The organism is Enterobacter sp. AN-K1 (assembly GCF_020971765.1).
Classification (GTDB): Bacteria; Pseudomonadota; Gammaproteobacteria; order Enterobacterales; family Enterobacteriaceae; genus Enterobacter; species Enterobacter hormaechei_C.
This window is the reverse complement of sequence record NZ_CP087390.1, coordinates 1,475,552-1,493,707: the sequence shown is the minus strand read 5'-3', so window position 1 is coordinate 1,493,707 and position 18,156 is coordinate 1,475,552. Positions and strand designations below refer to the sequence as shown.

General features: G+C 55.7%; 18 protein-coding genes. 9 read left to right on the top strand and 9 right to left on the bottom strand.

Going from position 1 to position 18,156, the window contains the following annotated elements; translation table 11 throughout:
- Positions 1-127 precede the first annotated feature (127 nt).
- On the top strand, positions 128-2,302 hold the full coding sequence (locus LOC22_RS07175) for a YgiQ family radical SAM protein (protein ID WP_017692666.1): 2,175 nt from the start codon (positions 128-130) through the stop codon (positions 2,300-2,302).
- Positions 2,303-2,442: 140 nt separating this feature from the next.
- A complete protein-coding gene (locus LOC22_RS07170) occupies positions 2,443-2,817 on the top strand; it encodes a carboxypeptidase-like regulatory domain-containing protein (protein ID WP_230239456.1) in 375 nt (124 codons plus the stop codon).
- Positions 2,818-2,858: 41 nt separating this feature from the next.
- On the opposite strand, the gene dkgA is transcribed toward LOC22_RS07170, so the two are convergent.
- Positions 2,859-3,686, bottom strand: coding sequence for a 2,5-didehydrogluconate reductase DkgA (dkgA, locus tag LOC22_RS07165; RefSeq protein WP_032655034.1), 828 nt, complete (start codon positions 3,684-3,686; stop codon positions 2,859-2,861).
- Positions 3,687-3,791: 105 nt separating this feature from the next.
- A complete protein-coding gene (gene yqhD / locus LOC22_RS07160) occupies positions 3,792-4,955 on the bottom strand; it encodes an alcohol dehydrogenase (RefSeq protein ID WP_032672000.1) in 1,164 nt (387 codons plus the stop codon).
- Positions 4,956-5,150: 195 nt separating this feature from the next.
- Here yqhD and LOC22_RS07155 point away from each other — a divergent pair, with 195 nt between their 5' ends.
- Positions 5,151-6,050 (top strand): AraC family transcriptional regulator, encoded by a 900-nt coding sequence (locus LOC22_RS07155; protein WP_017382749.1) that lies wholly within the window; start codon positions 5,151-5,153, stop codon positions 6,048-6,050.
- A 45-nt stretch (positions 6,051-6,095) separates the two neighbouring features.
- Here the strand turns inward: LOC22_RS07155 and yghB are convergent, their stop codons facing one another.
- Both yghB and metC read right to left on the bottom strand, forming a co-directional pair.
- Positions 6,096-6,755 (bottom strand): DedA family general envelope maintenance protein YghB, encoded by a 660-nt coding sequence (gene yghB / locus LOC22_RS07150; RefSeq protein WP_015571869.1) that lies wholly within the window; start codon positions 6,753-6,755, stop codon positions 6,096-6,098.
- A 142-nt stretch (positions 6,756-6,897) separates the two neighbouring features.
- A complete protein-coding gene (metC, locus tag LOC22_RS07145) occupies positions 6,898-8,085 on the bottom strand; it encodes a cystathionine beta-lyase (RefSeq protein ID WP_003862484.1) in 1,188 nt (395 codons plus the stop codon).
- 251 nt (positions 8,086-8,336) lie between these two features.
- Between metC and exbB the strand changes: the two genes are divergently transcribed.
- Both exbB and exbD read left to right on the top strand, forming a co-directional pair.
- Positions 8,337-9,068: a tol-pal system-associated acyl-CoA thioesterase gene (gene exbB, locus LOC22_RS07140; RefSeq protein ID WP_003862482.1), complete on the top strand. Its 732-nt coding sequence runs from the start codon at positions 8,337-8,339 to the stop codon at positions 9,066-9,068.
- 4 nt (positions 9,069-9,072) lie between these two features.
- On the top strand, positions 9,073-9,498 hold the full coding sequence (gene exbD, locus LOC22_RS07135; RefSeq protein WP_001251472.1) for a TonB system transport protein ExbD: 426 nt from the start codon (positions 9,073-9,075) through the stop codon (positions 9,496-9,498).
- Positions 9,499-9,578: 80 nt separating this feature from the next.
- Here exbD and LOC22_RS07130 read toward each other — a convergent pair whose 3' ends face one another.
- Complete coding sequence (locus LOC22_RS07130; RefSeq protein ID WP_230239455.1) at positions 9,579-10,004, bottom strand: cytoplasmic protein; 426 nt, start codon at positions 10,002-10,004, stop codon at positions 9,579-9,581.
- A 1-nt stretch (position 10,005) separates the two neighbouring features.
- On the bottom strand, positions 10,006-10,410 hold the full coding sequence (locus LOC22_RS07125; protein WP_032655029.1) for a hypothetical protein: 405 nt from the start codon (positions 10,408-10,410) through the stop codon (positions 10,006-10,008).
- Between the two features lie 103 nt (positions 10,411-10,513).
- Here LOC22_RS07125 and LOC22_RS07120 point away from each other — a divergent pair, with 103 nt between their 5' ends.
- Both LOC22_RS07120 and LOC22_RS07115 read left to right on the top strand, forming a co-directional pair.
- Positions 10,514-11,017, top strand: a complete 504-nt coding sequence (locus LOC22_RS07120; protein ID WP_023295431.1) for an ESA_00282 family adhesion-associated protein — start codon at positions 10,514-10,516, stop codon at positions 11,015-11,017.
- Between the two features lie 43 nt (positions 11,018-11,060).
- A complete protein-coding gene (locus tag LOC22_RS07115; protein WP_006811956.1) occupies positions 11,061-11,549 on the top strand; it encodes a TIGR00645 family protein in 489 nt (162 codons plus the stop codon).
- An 81-nt stretch (positions 11,550-11,630) separates the two neighbouring features.
- On the opposite strand, the gene LOC22_RS07110 is transcribed toward LOC22_RS07115, so the two are convergent.
- Complete coding sequence (locus tag LOC22_RS07110) at positions 11,631-12,671, bottom strand: aldo/keto reductase (RefSeq protein ID WP_032655026.1); 1,041 nt, start codon at positions 12,669-12,671, stop codon at positions 11,631-11,633.
- Positions 12,672-12,822: 151 nt separating this feature from the next.
- Between LOC22_RS07110 and LOC22_RS07105 the strand changes: the two genes are divergently transcribed.
- A complete protein-coding gene (locus LOC22_RS07105; RefSeq protein WP_015571864.1) occupies positions 12,823-14,370 on the top strand; it encodes a methyl-accepting chemotaxis protein in 1,548 nt (515 codons plus the stop codon).
- On the opposite strand, the gene fucR is transcribed toward LOC22_RS07105, so the two are convergent.
- Together fucR and yghU are read right to left on the bottom strand one after the other, a co-directional pair.
- Complete coding sequence (fucR, locus tag LOC22_RS07100) at positions 14,360-15,121, bottom strand: L-fucose operon activator (RefSeq protein ID WP_032655022.1); 762 nt, start codon at positions 15,119-15,121, stop codon at positions 14,360-14,362. The genes LOC22_RS07105 and fucR overlap by 11 nt on opposite strands.
- Positions 15,122-15,197: 76 nt before the next feature.
- Positions 15,198-16,064, bottom strand: coding sequence for a glutathione-dependent disulfide-bond oxidoreductase (yghU, locus tag LOC22_RS07095; protein WP_003862465.1), 867 nt, complete (start codon positions 16,062-16,064; stop codon positions 15,198-15,200).
- Positions 16,065-16,247: 183 nt separating this feature from the next.
- Between yghU and gss the strand changes: the two genes are divergently transcribed.
- Positions 16,248-18,110: a bifunctional glutathionylspermidine amidase/synthase gene (gene gss, locus LOC22_RS07090; protein ID WP_032655021.1), complete on the top strand. Its 1,863-nt coding sequence runs from the start codon at positions 16,248-16,250 to the stop codon at positions 18,108-18,110.
- Positions 18,111-18,156: the final 46 nt, after the last annotated feature.

The window sequence follows — 18,156 nt, the reverse complement described above, 5'->3', positions numbered from 1 at the left end:
GCTTTCTCCCTCTCCCTGTGGGAGAGGGTTGGGGTGAGGGCAACAGCCCGCACAATACCCCTTCATTTCCCCCGGTAAACCAGCGTATAATCCCGCTCCTTTTGTCTATTTTTTCTTCGGAAGCATTATGAGCGCTATTTCCCTGATCCAGCCGGATCGCGACCTCTTCTCCTGGCCCCAGTACTGGGCAGCCTGCTTTGGACCGGCGCCGTTCCTGCCGATGTCCCGGGAAGAGATGGATCAACTGGGCTGGGACAGCTGCGATATCATTCTGGTAACGGGCGATGCGTATGTCGATCACCCGAGCTTTGGCATGGCGATCTGTGGCCGTATGCTTGAAGCCCAGGGCTTCCGCGTGGGGATCATCTCCCAGCCTGACTGGAACAGCAAAGACGACTTTATGCGTCTGGGCAAGCCTAACCTGTTTTTCGGCGTGACCGCGGGCAACATGGACTCGATGATCAACCGCTATACTGCCGACCGTAAGCTGCGCCATGACGACGCTTACACGGCTGACAACGTGGCGGGTAAACGTCCCGATCGCGCGACCCTCGTCTACACCCAGCGATGCAAAGAAGCATGGAAAGACGTGCCGGTGATCCTGGGCGGCATCGAGGCGAGCCTGCGCCGCACCGCACACTACGACTACTGGTCTGATACCGTGCGCCGTTCGGTGCTGGTGGATTCGAAAGCCGACATGCTGATCTTTGGCAACGGCGAGCGTCCGCTGGTGGAGGTGGCGCATCGCCTGGCGCAGGGTGAACCGGTCAGCGAGATCCGCGACGTGCGCAACACCGCGATCATGGTGAAAGAGGCGCTGCCGGGCTGGAGCGGGGTGGATTCCCGCATTATCGATATGCCGGGCAAAATCGACCCTATCCCGCATCCGTACGGTGACGATCTGCCGTGCGCGGATAACAAACCGGTTGAGCCGAAGAAAGCGGAAGCAAAGGCCGTGGTGGTGCAGCCGCCGCGTCCGAAGCCGTGGGAAAAAACCTATGTGCTGCTGCCGTCTTACGAAAAAGTAAAAAGCGATAAAGTACTCTACGCCCACGCATCGCGCATCTTACATCATGAAACCAACCCCGGCTGCGCGCGCGCTCTGATGCAAAAGCACGGCGAGCGCTATATCTGGGTTAACCCACCGGCGATCCCGCTCTCTACCGAAGAGATGGACAGCGTCTTTGCTCTGCCGTACAAGCGTGTGCCGCATCCGTCATATGGCAACAGCCGTATTCCGGCGTACGAGATGATCCGTTTCTCAATCAACATCATGCGCGGCTGCTTCGGCGGGTGCTCATTCTGTTCGATCACTGAACACGAAGGCCGTATTATTCAGAGCCGTTCCGAAGAGTCGATTGTTAACGAGATCGAAGCGATTCGCGACACGGTGCCGGGCTTTACCGGCGTGATCTCCGATCTGGGTGGTCCAACGGCCAACATGTACATGCTGCGCTGTAAATCGCCGCGCGCCGAGCAGACCTGCCGTCGTCTCTCCTGCGTCTATCCGAGCATTTGCGAGCATATGGACACCAACCACGAGCCGACTATCAATCTTTACCGTCGCGCCCGTGACCTGAAAGGCATCAAGAAGATCCTGATCGCCTCCGGCGTGCGTTACGACATTGCGGTGGAAGATCCGCGCTACATCAAAGAGCTGGCGACGCACCACGTTGGCGGTTATCTGAAGATCGCCCCGGAGCACACCGAAGAAGGCCCGCTGTCCAAAATGATGAAGCCGGGCATGGGCAGCTATGACCGCTTTAAACAGCTGTTTGATACCTATTCAAAACAGGCGGGAAAAGAGCAGTATCTGATCCCATATTTCATCTCCGCACACCCCGGCACCCGTGATGAAGACATGGTGAACCTGGCGCTGTGGCTGAAGCAGCGTCGATTCCGTCTGGATCAGGTGCAGAACTTCTATCCGTCGCCGCTCGCCAACTCGACGACCATGTATTACACCGGCAAAAACCCGCTGAGTAAGATTGGTTATAAGAGCGAAGACGTGGTGGTGCCGAAAGGGGATAAACAGCGCCGTCTGCATAAAGCGCTGCTGCGCTATCACGATCCGAAAAACTGGCCGCTGATCCGTCAGGCGCTGGAAGAGATGGGGAAAAAGCACCTGATCGGCTCGCGTCGTGATTGCCTGGTGCCAGCGCCAACGCTGGAAGAGATGCGCGAAGCGCGCCGCCAGAACCGCAACACGCGCCCGGCGCTGACCAAGCACACGCCTATTGCGCATCAGCGTTCGAACGGTGTTGCGGGAACGAAGAAGAACGTAAAACGTAAGACCGGTTAAACCTGTAACAATGCCCGGTGGCGCTGCGCTTACCGGGCCTACAGGTCTGCGCGTAGGCCGGGTAAGGCGCAGCCGCCACCCGGCTTTTTTTGCATAAGGGTAGAAGGCCCAAAATGAATATAAGGAAGTTAACAGGAGCGATGCTGATTGGCCTGACGTTATGCAGTTGTGTAATGCACCGCCAGACACAGCCAGAAGTGGAAGGACGTCTAATCGACAACGCAGGTAAGCCAGTCCCGGGCGCAAAAATAACATTAGAGAGGGAGCAAACGCTTTCTGACGACAACGGTCGTTTTGCTTTTCAGAGCCAGCATGAGTGGATCTTTTTTCTGCCAATAGGTCCGATGGACTGGATTTATCACACCCCGCTCCAGATAAGTGTCAACGGAAAGGAATATGAAGCAGAAGCAGGCGTCGGTCTCGGTGGGCCAAATGAACTTGAAGGGAAAGCGTATAACGTTATTTGCACCTTACCTGACCTTCCTGGAGAAGCGAGATGTCAGTCCGGTTTATAGATAAAAACGAGCCCGGCGGAAGACCGAGCTCGTTTTAGGTATCACCCGCCAAACTGATCCGGGTCCGGCCCAAGCCGTTTGCCCTGATCCAGCTTCGCAATTTCACCCAGCTCGTCTTTATCCAGGCGGAAATCCCAGACGTCGAAGTTCTCGGCGATACGCGATGGCGTGACCGATTTCGGGATCACCACCAGACCGCTATCCAGATGCCAGCGAATGACGATCTGCGCCGGGGTTTTACCGTACTTATCCGCCAGTTCACGGATGATTTTCTGGTCAAACACCCCTTCGCCGCCCTGAGCAAGCGGGCTCCAGGATTCGGTCTGGATCTTGTGCGTGGCGTTCCATGAATGAAGCTGGCGCTGCTGCATCAGCGGATGCAGCTCAATCTGGTTAATCACCGGCGCGACGCCCGTTTCATCAATCAGGCGTTGCAGATGATGAACCTGGAAATTACAGACGCCGATGCTTTTTATCAGCCCCTCTTTTTGCAGTTCAATCATCCCTTTCCAGGCATCAACGTAATGGTCGATAGCCGGTACCGGCCAGTGCATGAGATAAAGATCGACGAAATCGAGCTGGAGTTTCTCCAGACTCTCCTGCAACGCTTCGCGGGGACGCTTTTGATCGTCGTTCCACAGCTTGGTGGTGATGAAAAGCTCATCCCGGGGAACGCCGGCGCTGGTAAGCGCTTTTCCCACGCCGTCCTCGTTTTTATAGGCGGCGGCGGTATCGATGGACCGATAGCCGACTTCCAGGGCTTTATGAATGGCGGAGACGACCTCGTCGTTACCGGCTTTCCATACACCTAGCCCCAGCTGGGGCATCACGTTGCCGTCCTGTAGCTTGATTACGGTTTGGTTTGCCATTTTTCCTCCTTCAGGTGCTCATCGCCGGAGGGAACCTCCGACGATGTGATGTGCATTAAGTCTGGACGAAATGTCAAAAAACGAAAGTCAGGATCCTAAAAACGCTTAGCGTGCCGCTTCGTAAATACGACGGCTGACGTCCAGGGTGATGTCGCCATGCTCGCCGATCTGCGTCATACCGTGTGCTTCCAGTTTCGCCAGCAGGGCAGGGATGGAACTGCCGTCCAGGCCGTAGCCAGAGAGACGCGTTGGCACGCCCAGGCTTTCAAAGAAGTGACGGGTGGCTTCAATCGCGGCATCGATACGCGCATCGTCGGAACCGTCGGTGATGTTCCACACGCGTTCGGCGTACTGGAGCAGTTTGGCGCGTTTAGCGTCACGTTTTTCGTTCCACAGCGCAGGCAGAACCACCGCCAGCGTCTGGGCGTGATCCAGGCCGTGCATCGCCGTCAGCTCGTGGCCGAGCATATGGGTAGCCCAGTCCTGCGGCACGCCTGCGCCGATCAGGCCGTTCAGCGCCTGGGTGGCAGCCCACATCACGTTGGCACGCACGTCGTAATTTTCAGGCTCTTTCAGCGCTTTTGGACCTTCTTCAATCAGCGTCAGCAGAATGCCTTCCGCGAAACGATCCTGAATTTTGGCGTTTACCGGGTAAGTAACGTACTGCTCAACGGTGTGAACAAAGGCGTCGACCACGCCGTTCGCCACCTGACGCGCAGGCAGGGTATAGGTGTAAACCGGATCGAGGATCGCGAACACGGGCTGAACGTGTTCGTTCATAAAGGCCTGCTTGTCACCGGTGGTTTTACGAGAGATGACCGCGCCTTTGTTGGACTCTGATCCGGTGGCCGGCAGCGTCAGCACGGAGCCCATCGGGATCGCACTGCTGATGTCGCTGCCGCCCGTTTCCAGAATATGCCACGGGTCGATGTCGTCAGCGTAATGGGCCGCCGCCGCGATGAATTTGGTGCCGTCCAGCACGGAGCCGCCGCCCACCGCCAGCAGGAAGGTGATTTGCTCATCACGGGCGATTTTCACCGCGTTCATCAGCGTTTCATAAGACGGGTTAGGCTCGATACCGCCGAACTCGCGCACGTCCAGACCTTCCAGAGCGCTGTACACCTGATCCAGTACGCCGGTTTTTTTCACGCTGCCGCCGCCGTAGGTAATCAGGACGCGGGCGTCAGCGGGGATTTGCGCGCGCAGGTCGGCGATGGCGTCTTTACCAAACAGAATGCGGGTTGGGGTATGAAGATTAAAGTTGTTCATGGCTTGTTCCCTGTAGTGGGTAAAAAATCGTGGTGGCGCAGAAGGCAACCTGATGCTGCTCATTGTGGCGGGCAGGCGCTATCCTCTCAATGCACATTCCTGCCGATGTCTTGCCCATTTCTACAGCGCGCTGGAGAAACGGTAAGAAAATGCGCACACTGTCAGCGTCGGAAACCGTACCCGGAGTAACTGAAAATGAACCGTGATGCCATCTGCCGCCAGCTAACGTCGCAGATTAAAAGACTGATAGATAACGGAAATGATTCGGCTGAGCTGTTGCCGGATATCCGATTGCTGTACGGTACCCAGCCCGGGACGCGCACCCCGGTGATGTATCAGCCCGGCATCGTGTTTCTCTTTTCTGGCCATAAGATTGGCTATATCAATGAGCGCGTGTTCCGTTACGACACCAATGAATATTTGCTTCTGACAGTACCTTTACCCTTCGAATGTGAAACTTTCGCGACAGAGGAGGTACCGCTGGCCGGGATCCGCGTTAACGTCGACATCCTCCAGTTGCAGGAGCTGCTGATGGAGATTGGGGAGGACGAACTTTTCCGGCCGTCAATGGCGGCAAGCGGTATCAACTCCGCGACCCTGTCGGAGGAAATTCTCTGCGCGATTGAACGCCTGTTAGACGTGATGGAAAGGCCGCTGGATGCGCGTATTCTCGGAAAACAGATTATCCGCGAAATTCTTTACCATGTGCTGCTGGGACCGGGCGGCGGGGCGCTGCTGGCGCTGGTAAGCCGGCAAACGCACTTCAGCCTGATTAGCCGCGTGCTGAAGCGCATCGAGAGCCAGTACACGGAAAACCTCAGCGTTGACCAGCTGGCGGCTGAAGCCAATATGAGCGTCTCGGCGTTTCACCATAACTTTAAATCTGTCACCAGCACGTCACCGTTGCAGTACCTCAAAACCTACCGTCTGCATAAGGCGCGGATGCTGATGATCCACGATGGCATGAAGGCCAGCGCCGCGGCGATGCGGGTCGGGTATGAAAGCGCGTCGCAGTTTAGTCGGGAGTTTAAGCGCTACTTCGGCGTCACGCCGGGGGAAGATGCGTCACGTATAAGAACCATGCAGGGAGCCTGAGGGGAAACGGAGGCCGGGTAAGCGGTAGCGCCACCCGGCTTTTATTTATGCGCTGCAATACTTTTTCTTAATCACTACCGCAATGGTACCCACCAGCCCTGCAACCAGCAGGAAAATCGGCAGGATCATCAGGAAGGTCATCACCTGGTCTTCATGGCGCTTAACAAAGGGGATCATATTCAGCGCGTAGCCGAGCGTGGTGACCACGCCTACCCAGAGCAGGGCGCTCAGCCAGTTGAAGAACTGGAAGCGGCGGTTAGAGAGGCCTGAAATACCCGCCATGGTAGGCAACAGGGTACGAACAAACGCCAGAAAACGCCCGGCAAGTAACGCCAGCAGGCCGTGACGGTCAAACATGCAGGTCGCGCGCTGGTGATATTTATGCGGCAGCTGCGCCAGCCAGCCTTTCACCACGCGAGTGTTTCCAAGCCAGCGCCCTTGCAGGTAGCTCAGCCAACAGCCGAGACTGGCCGCAGAGGTGAGGATCACCATTGTCGGTGCGAAGTCCATCACGCCCTTGCCGATTAACGCCCCTGCGAGCAGGAGCAGGCTGTCACCGGGTAAAAATGAGGCTGGCAGTAATCCATTTTCCAGAAACAGCGTCGCGAACATCACGAAATAGACAATCCCGACGACATGCGGGTCCGCCAGCGCGGCAAAATCGTGTTGCCAGAGCGCCGTGATGATATTTTGAATAACAGCCATGGACTTTCCTGTGGAACAGCAGATATAACGCTATTGTACTCCCAATTTTGCCTGTCGGGGTTGATCGCAGGCGCATCTCATACAGACTTTTCTGCTTGCGGTGTTCAGAATAGCGTCCGGGGAGTACATTTCAGCCAGCACTTTACACGATGCGCTCAAATCCTGCCGATAAATCCGCAATTAAATCGTCCACATTTTCCAGCCCGATATGCAGGCGGATTAAGGTCCCCTCGAAGTCCACCTCGCCGCCTGGGCGCAGGGCCGCAATCTGCTCCGGCTGGTTGGGCAGGATCAGCGATTCAAACCCACCCCATGAATAGGCCATGCTGAAGAGGGTAAAGTTATCCAGATAGCTTGCCAGTTCGGCGTCATTCAGGCGCTTTTTAAGAACAAATGAGAACAACCCGCTGCTGCCCGTAAAGTCACGTTGCCAGTATTCGTGGCCCTTGCTGCCCGGCAGCGCCGGATGGTTAACGCGCTCCACCTGCGGATGCAGCGCCAGCCACTGTGCAATTTGCAGGCTGCTTTCGTGATGCTGACGCAAACGTACGCCGAGCGTACGGATGCCCCGGCTGGTCATGTAGGCGGTATCGGCATCCACCATCTGGCCCATCAGGTAGGCGTTTTCACGCAATTGATCCCAGCAGCGGGCGTTAGACACCGCCGTACCGATCATGCCGTCGGAATGGCCAATCAGGTATTTGGTCGCCGCCTGAATGGAGATATCGATGTCAAATTCCAGGGCTTTAAACAGCACACCTGCCGCCCAGGTGTTGTCGATCATGATGATCGCTTCCGGCGCTATGCTGCGCACCGCCTTCACGATGGCCGGGACGTCATGCACTTCCATGGTGATGGAGCCGGGAGATTCCAGGAACACAACGCGCGTGTTGGGCTGAATAAGCCCGGCAATACCGGCTCCAATCAGCGGATCGAACCAGCTGGTGGTGACGCCGAGCTTGCTGAGTATTTTGGTGCAGAAGTCCTGGCTTGGCTCGTAGGCGGTATTGGTCATCAGGACGTGGTCACCCTGTTCCACAAACGCCAGAATAGTATTGGCGACCGCCGCCGCGCCGCACGGGAACAGCGCGCAGCCCGCGCCGCCCTCCAGTTCGCACATGGCTTCCTGCAACGAGAAATGGGTTAACGTGCCACGACGACCGTAAAACAGTCCGCCCTTCGCGCGATTACGCGTAGCGATTTTTTTATCTTCAACGGTATCAAACACCAGCGAGGAGGCGCGCTGGATCACGCTGTTGACCGAGCCCTGCGTGTATTTCTTACTGCGTCCTGCCTGCACCAGCGTGGTCTCAAGCTGCTTTTTAGTCATGTTCGCTAACCCTATTTTTATACGTCTGGACGTCCAGACTACCACGATTGTCAGAATGTGCATCCGGATGCTTATCGAATAAGCAGAAAATATTATCAAAAATTCGCATAAGAAATTTTTACTGCGTAAGCGCAAGGAAAGTGAGCGAAAATTACGGCACTATGTAAATACTAATGAGAACTACTATCAATTCGACGACGTTTTGATATTATTACGTTCAGATTTTGTGATTTGCGTCCTGGAGATACAGAGTGGGTAATAATTTGATGCAGACGGATCTCTCCGTTTGGGGCATGTATCAACATGCTGACATCGTAGTTAAGATTGTGATGATCGGCCTGATTCTGGCGTCCGTGATCACCTGGGCTATCTTCTTCAGCAAGAGCGCCGAACTTCTTTCACAAAAACGCCGCCTCAAGCGTGAGCAGAAGCAGCTGGCGGAAGCCCGCTCTCTGGATCAGGCTTCTGATATCACCTCATCCTTCCATGCGAAAAGCCTGACTACCCTGTTAGTGAACGAAGCGCAGAACGAGCTGGAACTCTCCGCAGGCAGTGAAGATAACGAAGGCATTAAAGAGCGTACCGGCTTCCGTCTGGAGCGTCGCGTTGCGGCCGTGGGTCGTCATATGGGCCGCGGTAACGGCTACCTGGCGACTATCGGCGCCATCTCCCCGTTCGTCGGCCTGTTCGGTACCGTCTGGGGCATCATGAACAGCTTTATCGGTATCGCCCAGACGCAGACCACTAACCTTGCGGTCGTCGCGCCGGGTATCGCAGAAGCGCTGCTGGCCACGGCTATCGGTCTGGTTGCCGCTATCCCGGCGGTTGTTATCTATAACATCTTCGCGCGCATGATTGGCAGTTACAAAGCCACACTGGGTGACGTTGCCGCGCAGGTTCTGCTGCTGCAAAGCCGCGATCTGGACCTGAACGCCAGCGCCGTTAAACCGGTACATGCGGCGTCCAAACTGCGCGTAGGTTGATTGTATGGCAATGCGTCTTAATGAAAATCTGGACGATAACGGTGAAATGCATGAGATCAACGTGACGCCGTTTATCGACGTCATGCTGGTTCTGCTGATTATCTTTATGGTTGCCGCACCGCTGGCGACGGTGGACGTGAAGGTGAATCTGCCTGCGTCCTCCAGCCAGCCGCAGCCGCGTCCGGAAAAGCCTATTTACCTGTCCGTGAAGGCCGATAAGTCCATGTTCCTGGGCAACGATCCGGTAACGGATGCCTCGGTTATTCCGGCGCTGGACCAGCTTACCGGCGGCAAGAAAGACACCACCGTCTTCTTCCGCGCGGATAAAACCGTCGATTATGAAACCATGATGAAGGTAATGGACACGCTGCATCAGGCGGGATACCTGAAGATTGGTCTGGTCGGCGAAGAGAAAGCGGCCGCGAAGTAAAACGAAAGCTTTTGCAGCCTTCCCTGCCGGGTGGCGGCGTCGCCTTACCCGGCCTGCATTCCGCAACAATCATTGTTGACTCACACTGAAGGCGCCGTCGGCGCCTCTTCATCAAGCGCTACACAGGTCAAGTTTGAAGTTCGGTAATGACCTTCCGAGAGTTTACGGGTCAGGCGCAGGGTGGCTGTCTCGCGTGCCAGCAGGTACTGATAGTTCGCCTCCAGTCGCCCGAGGATTTTCTCTTTAAGCTCAGGGCGCTGTTCAATAATGGCGTTCATCACCGCGCCGTAAATCTCCTCCTTGGCCTGCAAGGCGTAAATCTCCCGACGATTCTGCCATTTCAGGCGCACCAGCGTGGCCGGAATCGAAACCAAATCCTGCGTAATTCGCGTCATCTCGTCATTTTTTATCTTTTTCAGGGCGTCGAGATTCTGCTTTAAGATAAATTCATCGCTTTTCTTATCATCTAAAGTCAAATAAACGTTATTACCGCTGTCATCATTCACGTTAATCTTCCCCCAGGTTATAAAAAATGGGATTGTTTTTTTCACGCGTAATTAAATTAAGCCAAATTTCATTGCCGGCCTCATTTATTTGCTGCGTTTTCTCGGTCATTATTTGACTGAGCCTCTGGGCGTCTATTTCCCCTTCGGCCTGTAAATCATTCAGCAGATGAACTAAGGCTTCAATCTTGATGGCGCGAAATAAACGCTCTTTTAAATGGCGATCGTGCTCTTCCAGCACCATATTACGGGATTTGCCGGTGCGTGAAACACCAATTAATATGTCGGCTTCATAGTCGGAGAGTTTTCTTTTTCCTTGAGTGAAATTCGCCTCTTTATCTGCTTCCGTCGAAGGCTGTTCCACAGGCGTAATGTGGTACTTTGCCGGGACAAGATTGTCGGGCAGCATTTTAATTTCCTTTAATTTCAAAAAAGGTGGGGGTGGAAAAAGGGTGAGATTCGTTGACAATAACATGAGGCAATTTTAAAATCAAAAAAAATGGAGCCTACCCATGAACAGCATTTTCTTTACGGTCATAACGTTACTATTACTGACCGCTGGCGTGCTTTTATTGATGCAAGAGTTAAATAAAACGAAAGCGTCAAAAGACGTCAGTGAACCGCCGCAGCCTGAATTGATGTCGAAAGAGGAGGGGGAAGATCATTTCTCCGTATTGATGAACGCCGTGACGCCGGTCTGGTACTGGCGGGTAAATCACGAATATATCGATTTTCTCCATGCGACAATTAAGCGAATGAAAATGGCTGAAATTAATGATACGCCCGGCCTGTTCGACGCGCAGCGCCGTTGTAGCGACCTTAATTCGGCGGTTTATAAATATTACGACAATATCAAAAAGCGCTGTCTGAATGGCGAGAAGGTGTCGTACTCCGATTTAGACGTATTAAATCTGCGCCAGTGTTTTCGCGAGTTTAGCCTGGAAGCCTACCCGGAACTGGTCGCGCTGGTCTGGCCGGAGTATGCGCGTCCGGATGTGGATCCCAACGAGGTATAGTTGAGATATACTGAGCGCTGGTTTCGTTTGCAGACAGGATTTTATGGAACGCTTCTTTGAAAACGCAATGTATGCCTCTCGCTGGCTGCTCGCACCCGTCTATTTTGGTCTCTCCCTGGCGCTGGTCGCCCTGACGATCAAGTTCTTCCAGGAGATATTTCATGTCCTGCCAAACATTTTCTCCGTGGCAGAAGCCGATTTGATTCTGGTTCTGCTGTCGCTGGTGGATATGACGCTGGTGGGGGGATTACTGGTGATGGTGATGTTCTCCGGTTATGAGAATTTCGTCTCTCAGCTTGATATCGCCGAGCACAAAGAAAAGCTCAACTGGCTGGGGAAAATGGATGCCTCATCGCTGAAGAATAAAGTCGCGGCGTCGATTGTGGCGATTTCGTCTATACACCTGTTACGCGTCTTTATGGACGCGAAAAACGTCCCGGATAATAAGCTGATGTGGTATGTGATTATCCACCTGACGTTTGTGCTGTCGGCGTTTGTGATGGGGTATCTGGATAAGATCAGTAAGAAATAAATTCACCATGCCCCTCACCCTAACCCTCTCCCCTCTGGGGAGAGGGTTAGGGTGAGGGGCGAAAGCATCGGACCGCACTATTTATTTATCCGACGACGCCTGCCACAAATTCAGCTCACCATCCGCAACGTGCTGGTCAATCCGCGTCAGTTCATCTTCGCTAAAGCGCAGGTTATTCAGCGCCTGAACGTTCTCTTCCAGCTGCTCCGGGCGGCTCGCGCCAATCAGCACCGACGTTACACGCTCATCTTTCAACAGCCAGCTTAGCGCCATCTGCGCCATCGTCTGCCCGCGCGCGTGCGCCATCTCGTTCAGCAAACGAAGGCTGCTCAGGTTGGCTTCCGTCAGCATTTTCTCCGTCAGGCCGCGCACTTTTTTCCCTTCGCGTTGCATACGTGAACCGTCCGGAATACCGTTCAGGTATTTTCCGGTGAGCAGGCCCTGTGCCAGCGGGGTAAAGGCGATACAGCCCGTTCCGTTTTTCTCCAGCGCGTCCAGCAGGCCGGTCTTGTCGACCCAGCGGTTAAGCAGGTTGTAAGACGGCTGGTGGATCAAAAGCGGGATCTTCCACTCGCGCAGCAATTTGGCCATTACCGCCGTGCGTTCCGTGGAGTAGGACGAAATGCCGACGTACAGCGCTTTTCCGCTCTGCACCGCGTGCGCCAGCGCGGAGGCGGTCTCTTCCATCGGCGTGTTTTCGTCTACGCGGTGAGAATAGAAAATATCCACATACTCCACACCCATGCGTTTCAGGCTCTGGTCGAGGCTGGCGAGCAGGTATTTACGTGAACCGCCCGAACCATACGGCCCTGGCCACATGTCGTAGCCCGCTTTGGTGGAGATGATCAGCTCGTCACGATACCCGGCAAAATCCTCCCGCAGCAGACGGCCAAAATTCTCTTCAGCGCTGCCTGGTGGGGGGCCGTAGTTGTTGGCAAGGTCAAAGTGGGTAATACCGAGATCGAAGGCCTTACGCAGCAGCGCGCGCTGGGAATCGAGCGGCTGAACGTGACCGAAGCTGTGCCACAGGCCCAGCGACAGTGCCGGTAAGCGCAGGCCGCTTTTGCCGCAGTATCGGTACTGCATGTTTTCGTATCGGCCGGTGTAAGGGTGCCAGGACATGATGTCTCCTTTCTTGTCGGTGAATTTTCGAAACAACGTTTTCATTCTATGCCGACTCGATAACAAAAAAGTATATTTTCTGCGGTATCTGCCGATAAAGAGGGTAGTACTCGCCTCTGGGCGAATTCACCCTCATGGCAAGGAATACTCAATGAAGATGCTTCGTAATTTCACCATCCGTTTCGTCATGCTGACGATACTGGGGATCTTTTGTGTCATGTGGGCAGGCGTGGGGCTTTACAGCACCTGGTCTCTGTCTCGTGTTTCTGATGGTAATGATGTTGACCGCCAGCTGGTCCGGCAAATGACGGTGCTGAGCCAGGGCAACGATCAGTATTTCCGTTTCGTCACCCGCCTGAGCCGGGCGATGGAAGTTAAAGCGGCGGGCGGCACGCCGGACCTGGCTCCTGCTCAGCAGGCGCTGGATAACATGAGTAAAAAGCTGGCAGAGATGAAAGCTATCTCTCCGGGCCCGATGGATGAAAAGGTGTCTGCGCAGGTGATTTCCACCTGGCAGGCGCTGCTCGATCGTGGCGTGACGCCGCAGATGGCGCAGGCGAAGCAGGCGACGCTCGAAGGCTATCGTCAGCATGCCAACAACGTCACGCCGCCGCTAAGCCGTGCATTCGGGTCAGCGGCTGAGAACTTTAACAACACCGCGGCGAAGGCGCTCGACAGCACGCGCGTGGTGGTCGACGGCCTCACCAGCATGACCCGGACGGTGATTATCACCGCCACGATCGTGGGTCTGTTGATCCTGCTGTTCACCGACCGCTACCTGGTGGCGATACTGGTAAAACCGCTGGATCGTATCCGTCAGCAGTTCCGCCAGATTGCGCAGGGCGATCTCAGCCAGCCGATTGAATCCTTTGGCCGCAACTGCGTGGGGCAACTGGTGCCGCTGCTGAGCGCCATGCAGGACAGCCTGCGGGAAGCGGTCAGCACGATTCGTTCCGGCAGCGAGAATATCTGGCGCGGGGCAACGGAGATCTCCAGCGGGAATAACGATCTCTCTTCGCGTACCGAAGAGCAGGCCGCCGCGCTGGAAGAGACCGCGGCCAGCATGGAGCAGCTAACCGCAACGGTGAAGCTGAACGCCGAAAGCGCGCGGCAGGCCAGCCAGCTTGCGGATGTCGCCTCCAGTACGGCCAGCCGCGGCGGCTCGCTGGTGGAAGATGTGGTCACAACCATGAGCGGCATTTCGGACAGCTCGAAAAAAATCGCTGAAATCACTACCGTCATCAACAGCATCGCCTTCCAGACCAATATTCTGGCGCTGAACGCCGCGGTGGAAGCGGCCCGGGCCGGGGAGCAGGGGCGGGGCTTTGCGGTCGTGGCGGGTGAGGTGCGTAATCTGGCCAGCCGCAGCGCGAATGCGGCAAAAGAGATCGAAGGGCTGATTGCAGATTCCGTTGCCCGCGTGGAGCAGGGGGCGCAGCTGGTGAACGATACCGGCACCACGATGGAAGCGATCCTGCGCGACGTGACGGAAGTGACCGTCATTATGAAGCAGATCGCCACCGCGTCAGAGGAGCAGAGCAAAGGTATTTCTCAGGTCGGCGTTGCCATCACGCAGATGGACGGCGTGACCCAGCAGAACGCCTCGCTGGTGGAGCAGGTTTCCGCCGCCGCCGCCGCACTTGAACGGCAGACCGAAGAACTCCAGCGCTCAGTGCAGAAATTCCGTCTCACCGCGTAACCTCTCGTGTCAGGCCGTCTCTGGCGGCCTGACGTTTATCGCTCTGAATAATCTGTGTCACCTGTGACAGCTGACCAATTTTCACTTCACTTGCCCGCATAAATTTACTTTTGTCGATCAGCAGCAGCGACTGGCTGGCGCGGTTTAACAGCAGCGCCTTAAAGCCCGCGTTGTGCTCGGACGGATCCCAAAGGACGCCATGCTCATCGACCCCTTCACACGAGAAGATGAACAGATCGATCTCCAGCCCTTTTAGCTGCGTCACCAGCGCCGGATTAACATAGCAGCGATACTTACGCTCAAGCGTTCCGCCGGAGCAGATAAGCGTGATCCGCTCGCGCTTTGCCATCTCGTGGCAGATAGGCAGGCTGTTGGTAAATACGGTGAGGTTGATGTCCGGCAACTGGCGCGCCAGATGAAAGCAGGTTGAGCTGGCGTCGAGGGCGATGGTCATCCCTTCGCTGATCCAGCCCAGCGCGTGGCGGGCAATATCGGCTTTGTCGGCATAATGGCTTTTCAGGCGTGCGCCAAAGGGTTCACCGCTGTCGCGGCTGTCCGGATGAATCAGACGCGCGCGCCCGTGCTGGCGCAGCAGCTTCCCCTGCTGCTGCAACGACTTCAGATCCCGGCGGATGGTCTCTTTGCTGACGGAGAGCTTTTCAGCCAGCACATCGGTAGTCAGCCAGTCGCTTTTACTCAGCAAGGTGATAAGACTCTGCTGTCGGGTCGCTTTTAGCGTCTGGTCTGACATACGAGGCTCCTTGCGCACGCGTGCTGACGCATTTTTCTCATCGCGGAAGAAGGGCGGCGAACCGCCCGGTCATGGATCAACCCTGACGTTTATCTTCCGTCTGGGTATCGAAGTCGCTTGCTGAATGACGCTCATGTAACTGCTCGTTCAGCTCGCCGTTGGTACGGTTAACAATGCGCCCGCGTTTAACGGCCGGACGATTCGCCACATCTTTTGCCCAGCGCTGCACGTTGGTGTACTTCCCGGCATCCAGGAACTCGGCGGCGTTATACACGCTGCCCAGCGCCACGCAGCCAAACCATGGCCAGACTGCCATATCCGCAATGGTATATTCCTCACCCGCTACGTAACGACCGCGCGCCAGCTGTTTGTCCAGCACGTCGAACAGGCGTTTAGCTTCCATGGTGAAGCGATCGATAGCGTACTCAATCTTCACCGGTGCGTAGTTATAGAAGTGGCCAAAACCGCCGCCGAGGAACGGGGCCGCGCCCTGTAACCAGAACAGCCAGTTCAGGGTTTCCGTTCGTCCTGCCGGATCTTTTGGCAGGAAGTGACCAAATTTCTCGGCCAGGTAGAGCAGGATATTGCCGGATTCAAAGACGCGCGTCGGCGGGGTGGTCGAGTGGTCACGCAGGGCCGGGATCTTCGAGTTCGGGTTCACGTCGACAAAACCGCTGGAGAACTGATCGCCCTCACCAATGCGGATTAACCATGCGTCGTATTCCGCGCCCGTCACGCCCAGCGCCAGCAGCTCTTCCAGCATGATGGTAACTTTCTGTCCATTCGGCGTACCGAGAGAGTACAGCTGGAGCGGGTGCGCGCCCACAGGTAGCTCTTTCTCATGCGTCGCGCCCGAGACGGGACGGTTGATGTTGGCGAACGCGCCGCCGTTATTCTGTTTCCATTCCCACACTTTCGGTGGCTGATAGGTGTTATCTGACATGTTGGCCTGCCTTTTTGGTGTTGTGTTGAGGCAGTGTAGCAGGAGATGCAGGAACCGTTTAACGATGCGAGCGTAATGGGCAGGGCGGGTGTATGATAACGCCACCTCTGTCAGTTAATTACAACGTGCAGACGACGACAACCCCACAAAAAAATTGCCGCCTGCCTGTTTTAGGTTGGACACATGCGTAAAGGAACGTTAAGCAGTGACGCACCCTTCGGGACGTTATTAGGTTATGCGCCGGGTGGCGTGGCGATTTACTCTTCAAATTACGGCAGTCTCGATCCGCGTCACTACCCGGAAGACGCGGAATTCCGCAGCTATATCGGCAACGAATACATGGGCCATAAATGGCAGTGCGTTGAGTTTGCGCGCCGTTTCCTGTTTCTCAATCACGGGTTTGTTTTTACCGACGTCGGGATGGCGTGGGAGATCTTCTCCCTGCGTTTTTTGCGCCAGGTGGTAAACGACAATATTTTGCCGCTACAGGCCTTTGCTAATGGCTCAAAACGCGCGCCGCAGGCCGGTGCGCTGCTCATCTGGCAAAAGGGCGGTGAGTTTCATGAAACCGGCCACGTCGCCGTCATTACCCAGCTGCTGGATGACAGAGTGCGCATTGCCGAGCAGAACGTTATTCACTCCCCGCTGCCGATGGGGCAGCAGTGGACGCGCGAGCTGCGTCTGAGCGTGGAGGACGGTTGCTATACGCTTCATGACACGTTCAACGATACCGAGATCCTCGGGTGGATGATCCAGACGGAGGAGACGGAACACAGTATTCCTCAGCCGGAGATCGACGGTGAACTGCTGAAAATCAGCGGCGCGCGATTGAAGAACAACCGTCAGTTCGACGGAAAATGGCTCAATGAAAACGACGCCCTGCAACAGGCGTACGTTCGCGCCAACGGCCACGTTATCAACAACGATCCCTGCCAGTACTTCACCATTACCGAAAGCGCCGAGCAGGAGCTGATCAAAGCCACCAACGAACTGCATCTGATGTACCTTCATGCCACCGACAAGGTGCTGAAAGACGACAGCTTACTCGCGCTTTTCGACATCCCGAAAATTCTCTGGCCGCGTCTGCGTCTCTCCTGGCAGTGGCGTCGTCACCATATGATCACCGGTCGTATGGATTTCTGCATGGATGAACGCGGCATCAAGGTTTACGAGTACAACGCGGATTCCGCCTCCTGCCATACCGAGGGCGGGCTCATTCTTGAAGAGTGGGTGAAAAACGGCTATCGCGGCACCGGCCACAATCCGGCGGAAGGCTTGCTGGAGGAGCTGACCGGCGCATGGAAGCACAGCCACGCTCGGCCGTTCGTCCATATCATGCAGGACAACGATACCGAAGAGGATTACCACGCGCTCTTTATTCAGCGCTCGCTGATCCAGGCCGGGTTTGAAACCAAAATCCTGCATGGACTGGGGGCGCTGAGCTGGGATGCCGCCGGGCAACTGATTGATGATGAAGGCCGTCACGTCAACTGCGTATGGAAAACCTGGGCGTGGGAAACGGCGATTGAGCAGATCCGCGAGGTGAGCGAAACCGAGTACGCCGCCGTGCCTATCCGCACCGGTCACCCGCAAGGTGAAGTCCGCCTGATTGACGTCCTGCTGCGCCCGGAAGTGCTGGTCTTTGAACCGCTGTGGACGGTGATCCCAGGTAACAAGGCGATCCTGCCGGTGCTGTGGCAGCTGTTCCCGAACCACCGTTACCTGCTGGATACCGATTTTGAGGTCAACGATCTGCTCAAACGGACCGGTTATGCCGTTAAACCGATCGCCGGACGCTGCGGGAGCAATATCGATCTGATCGGCGCCCAGGACGAACTGCTGGACCAGTCCAGCGGCAAGTTTGTTGACCGCAAAAATATCTACCAGCAGCTATGGTGCCTGCCGAAAGTTGACGGCAGATACATTCAGGTCTGCACCTTTACCGTGGGCGGGAACTATGGCGGAACCTGTCTGCGCGGGGATGACTCGCTGGTGGTGAAGAAAGAGAGCGATATTGAACCGCTGATTGTGGTGAAAGATAAATAACGTCTCCCTGTTATAAAAACGCCCCCGCAGGGCATGTTGCGGGGGC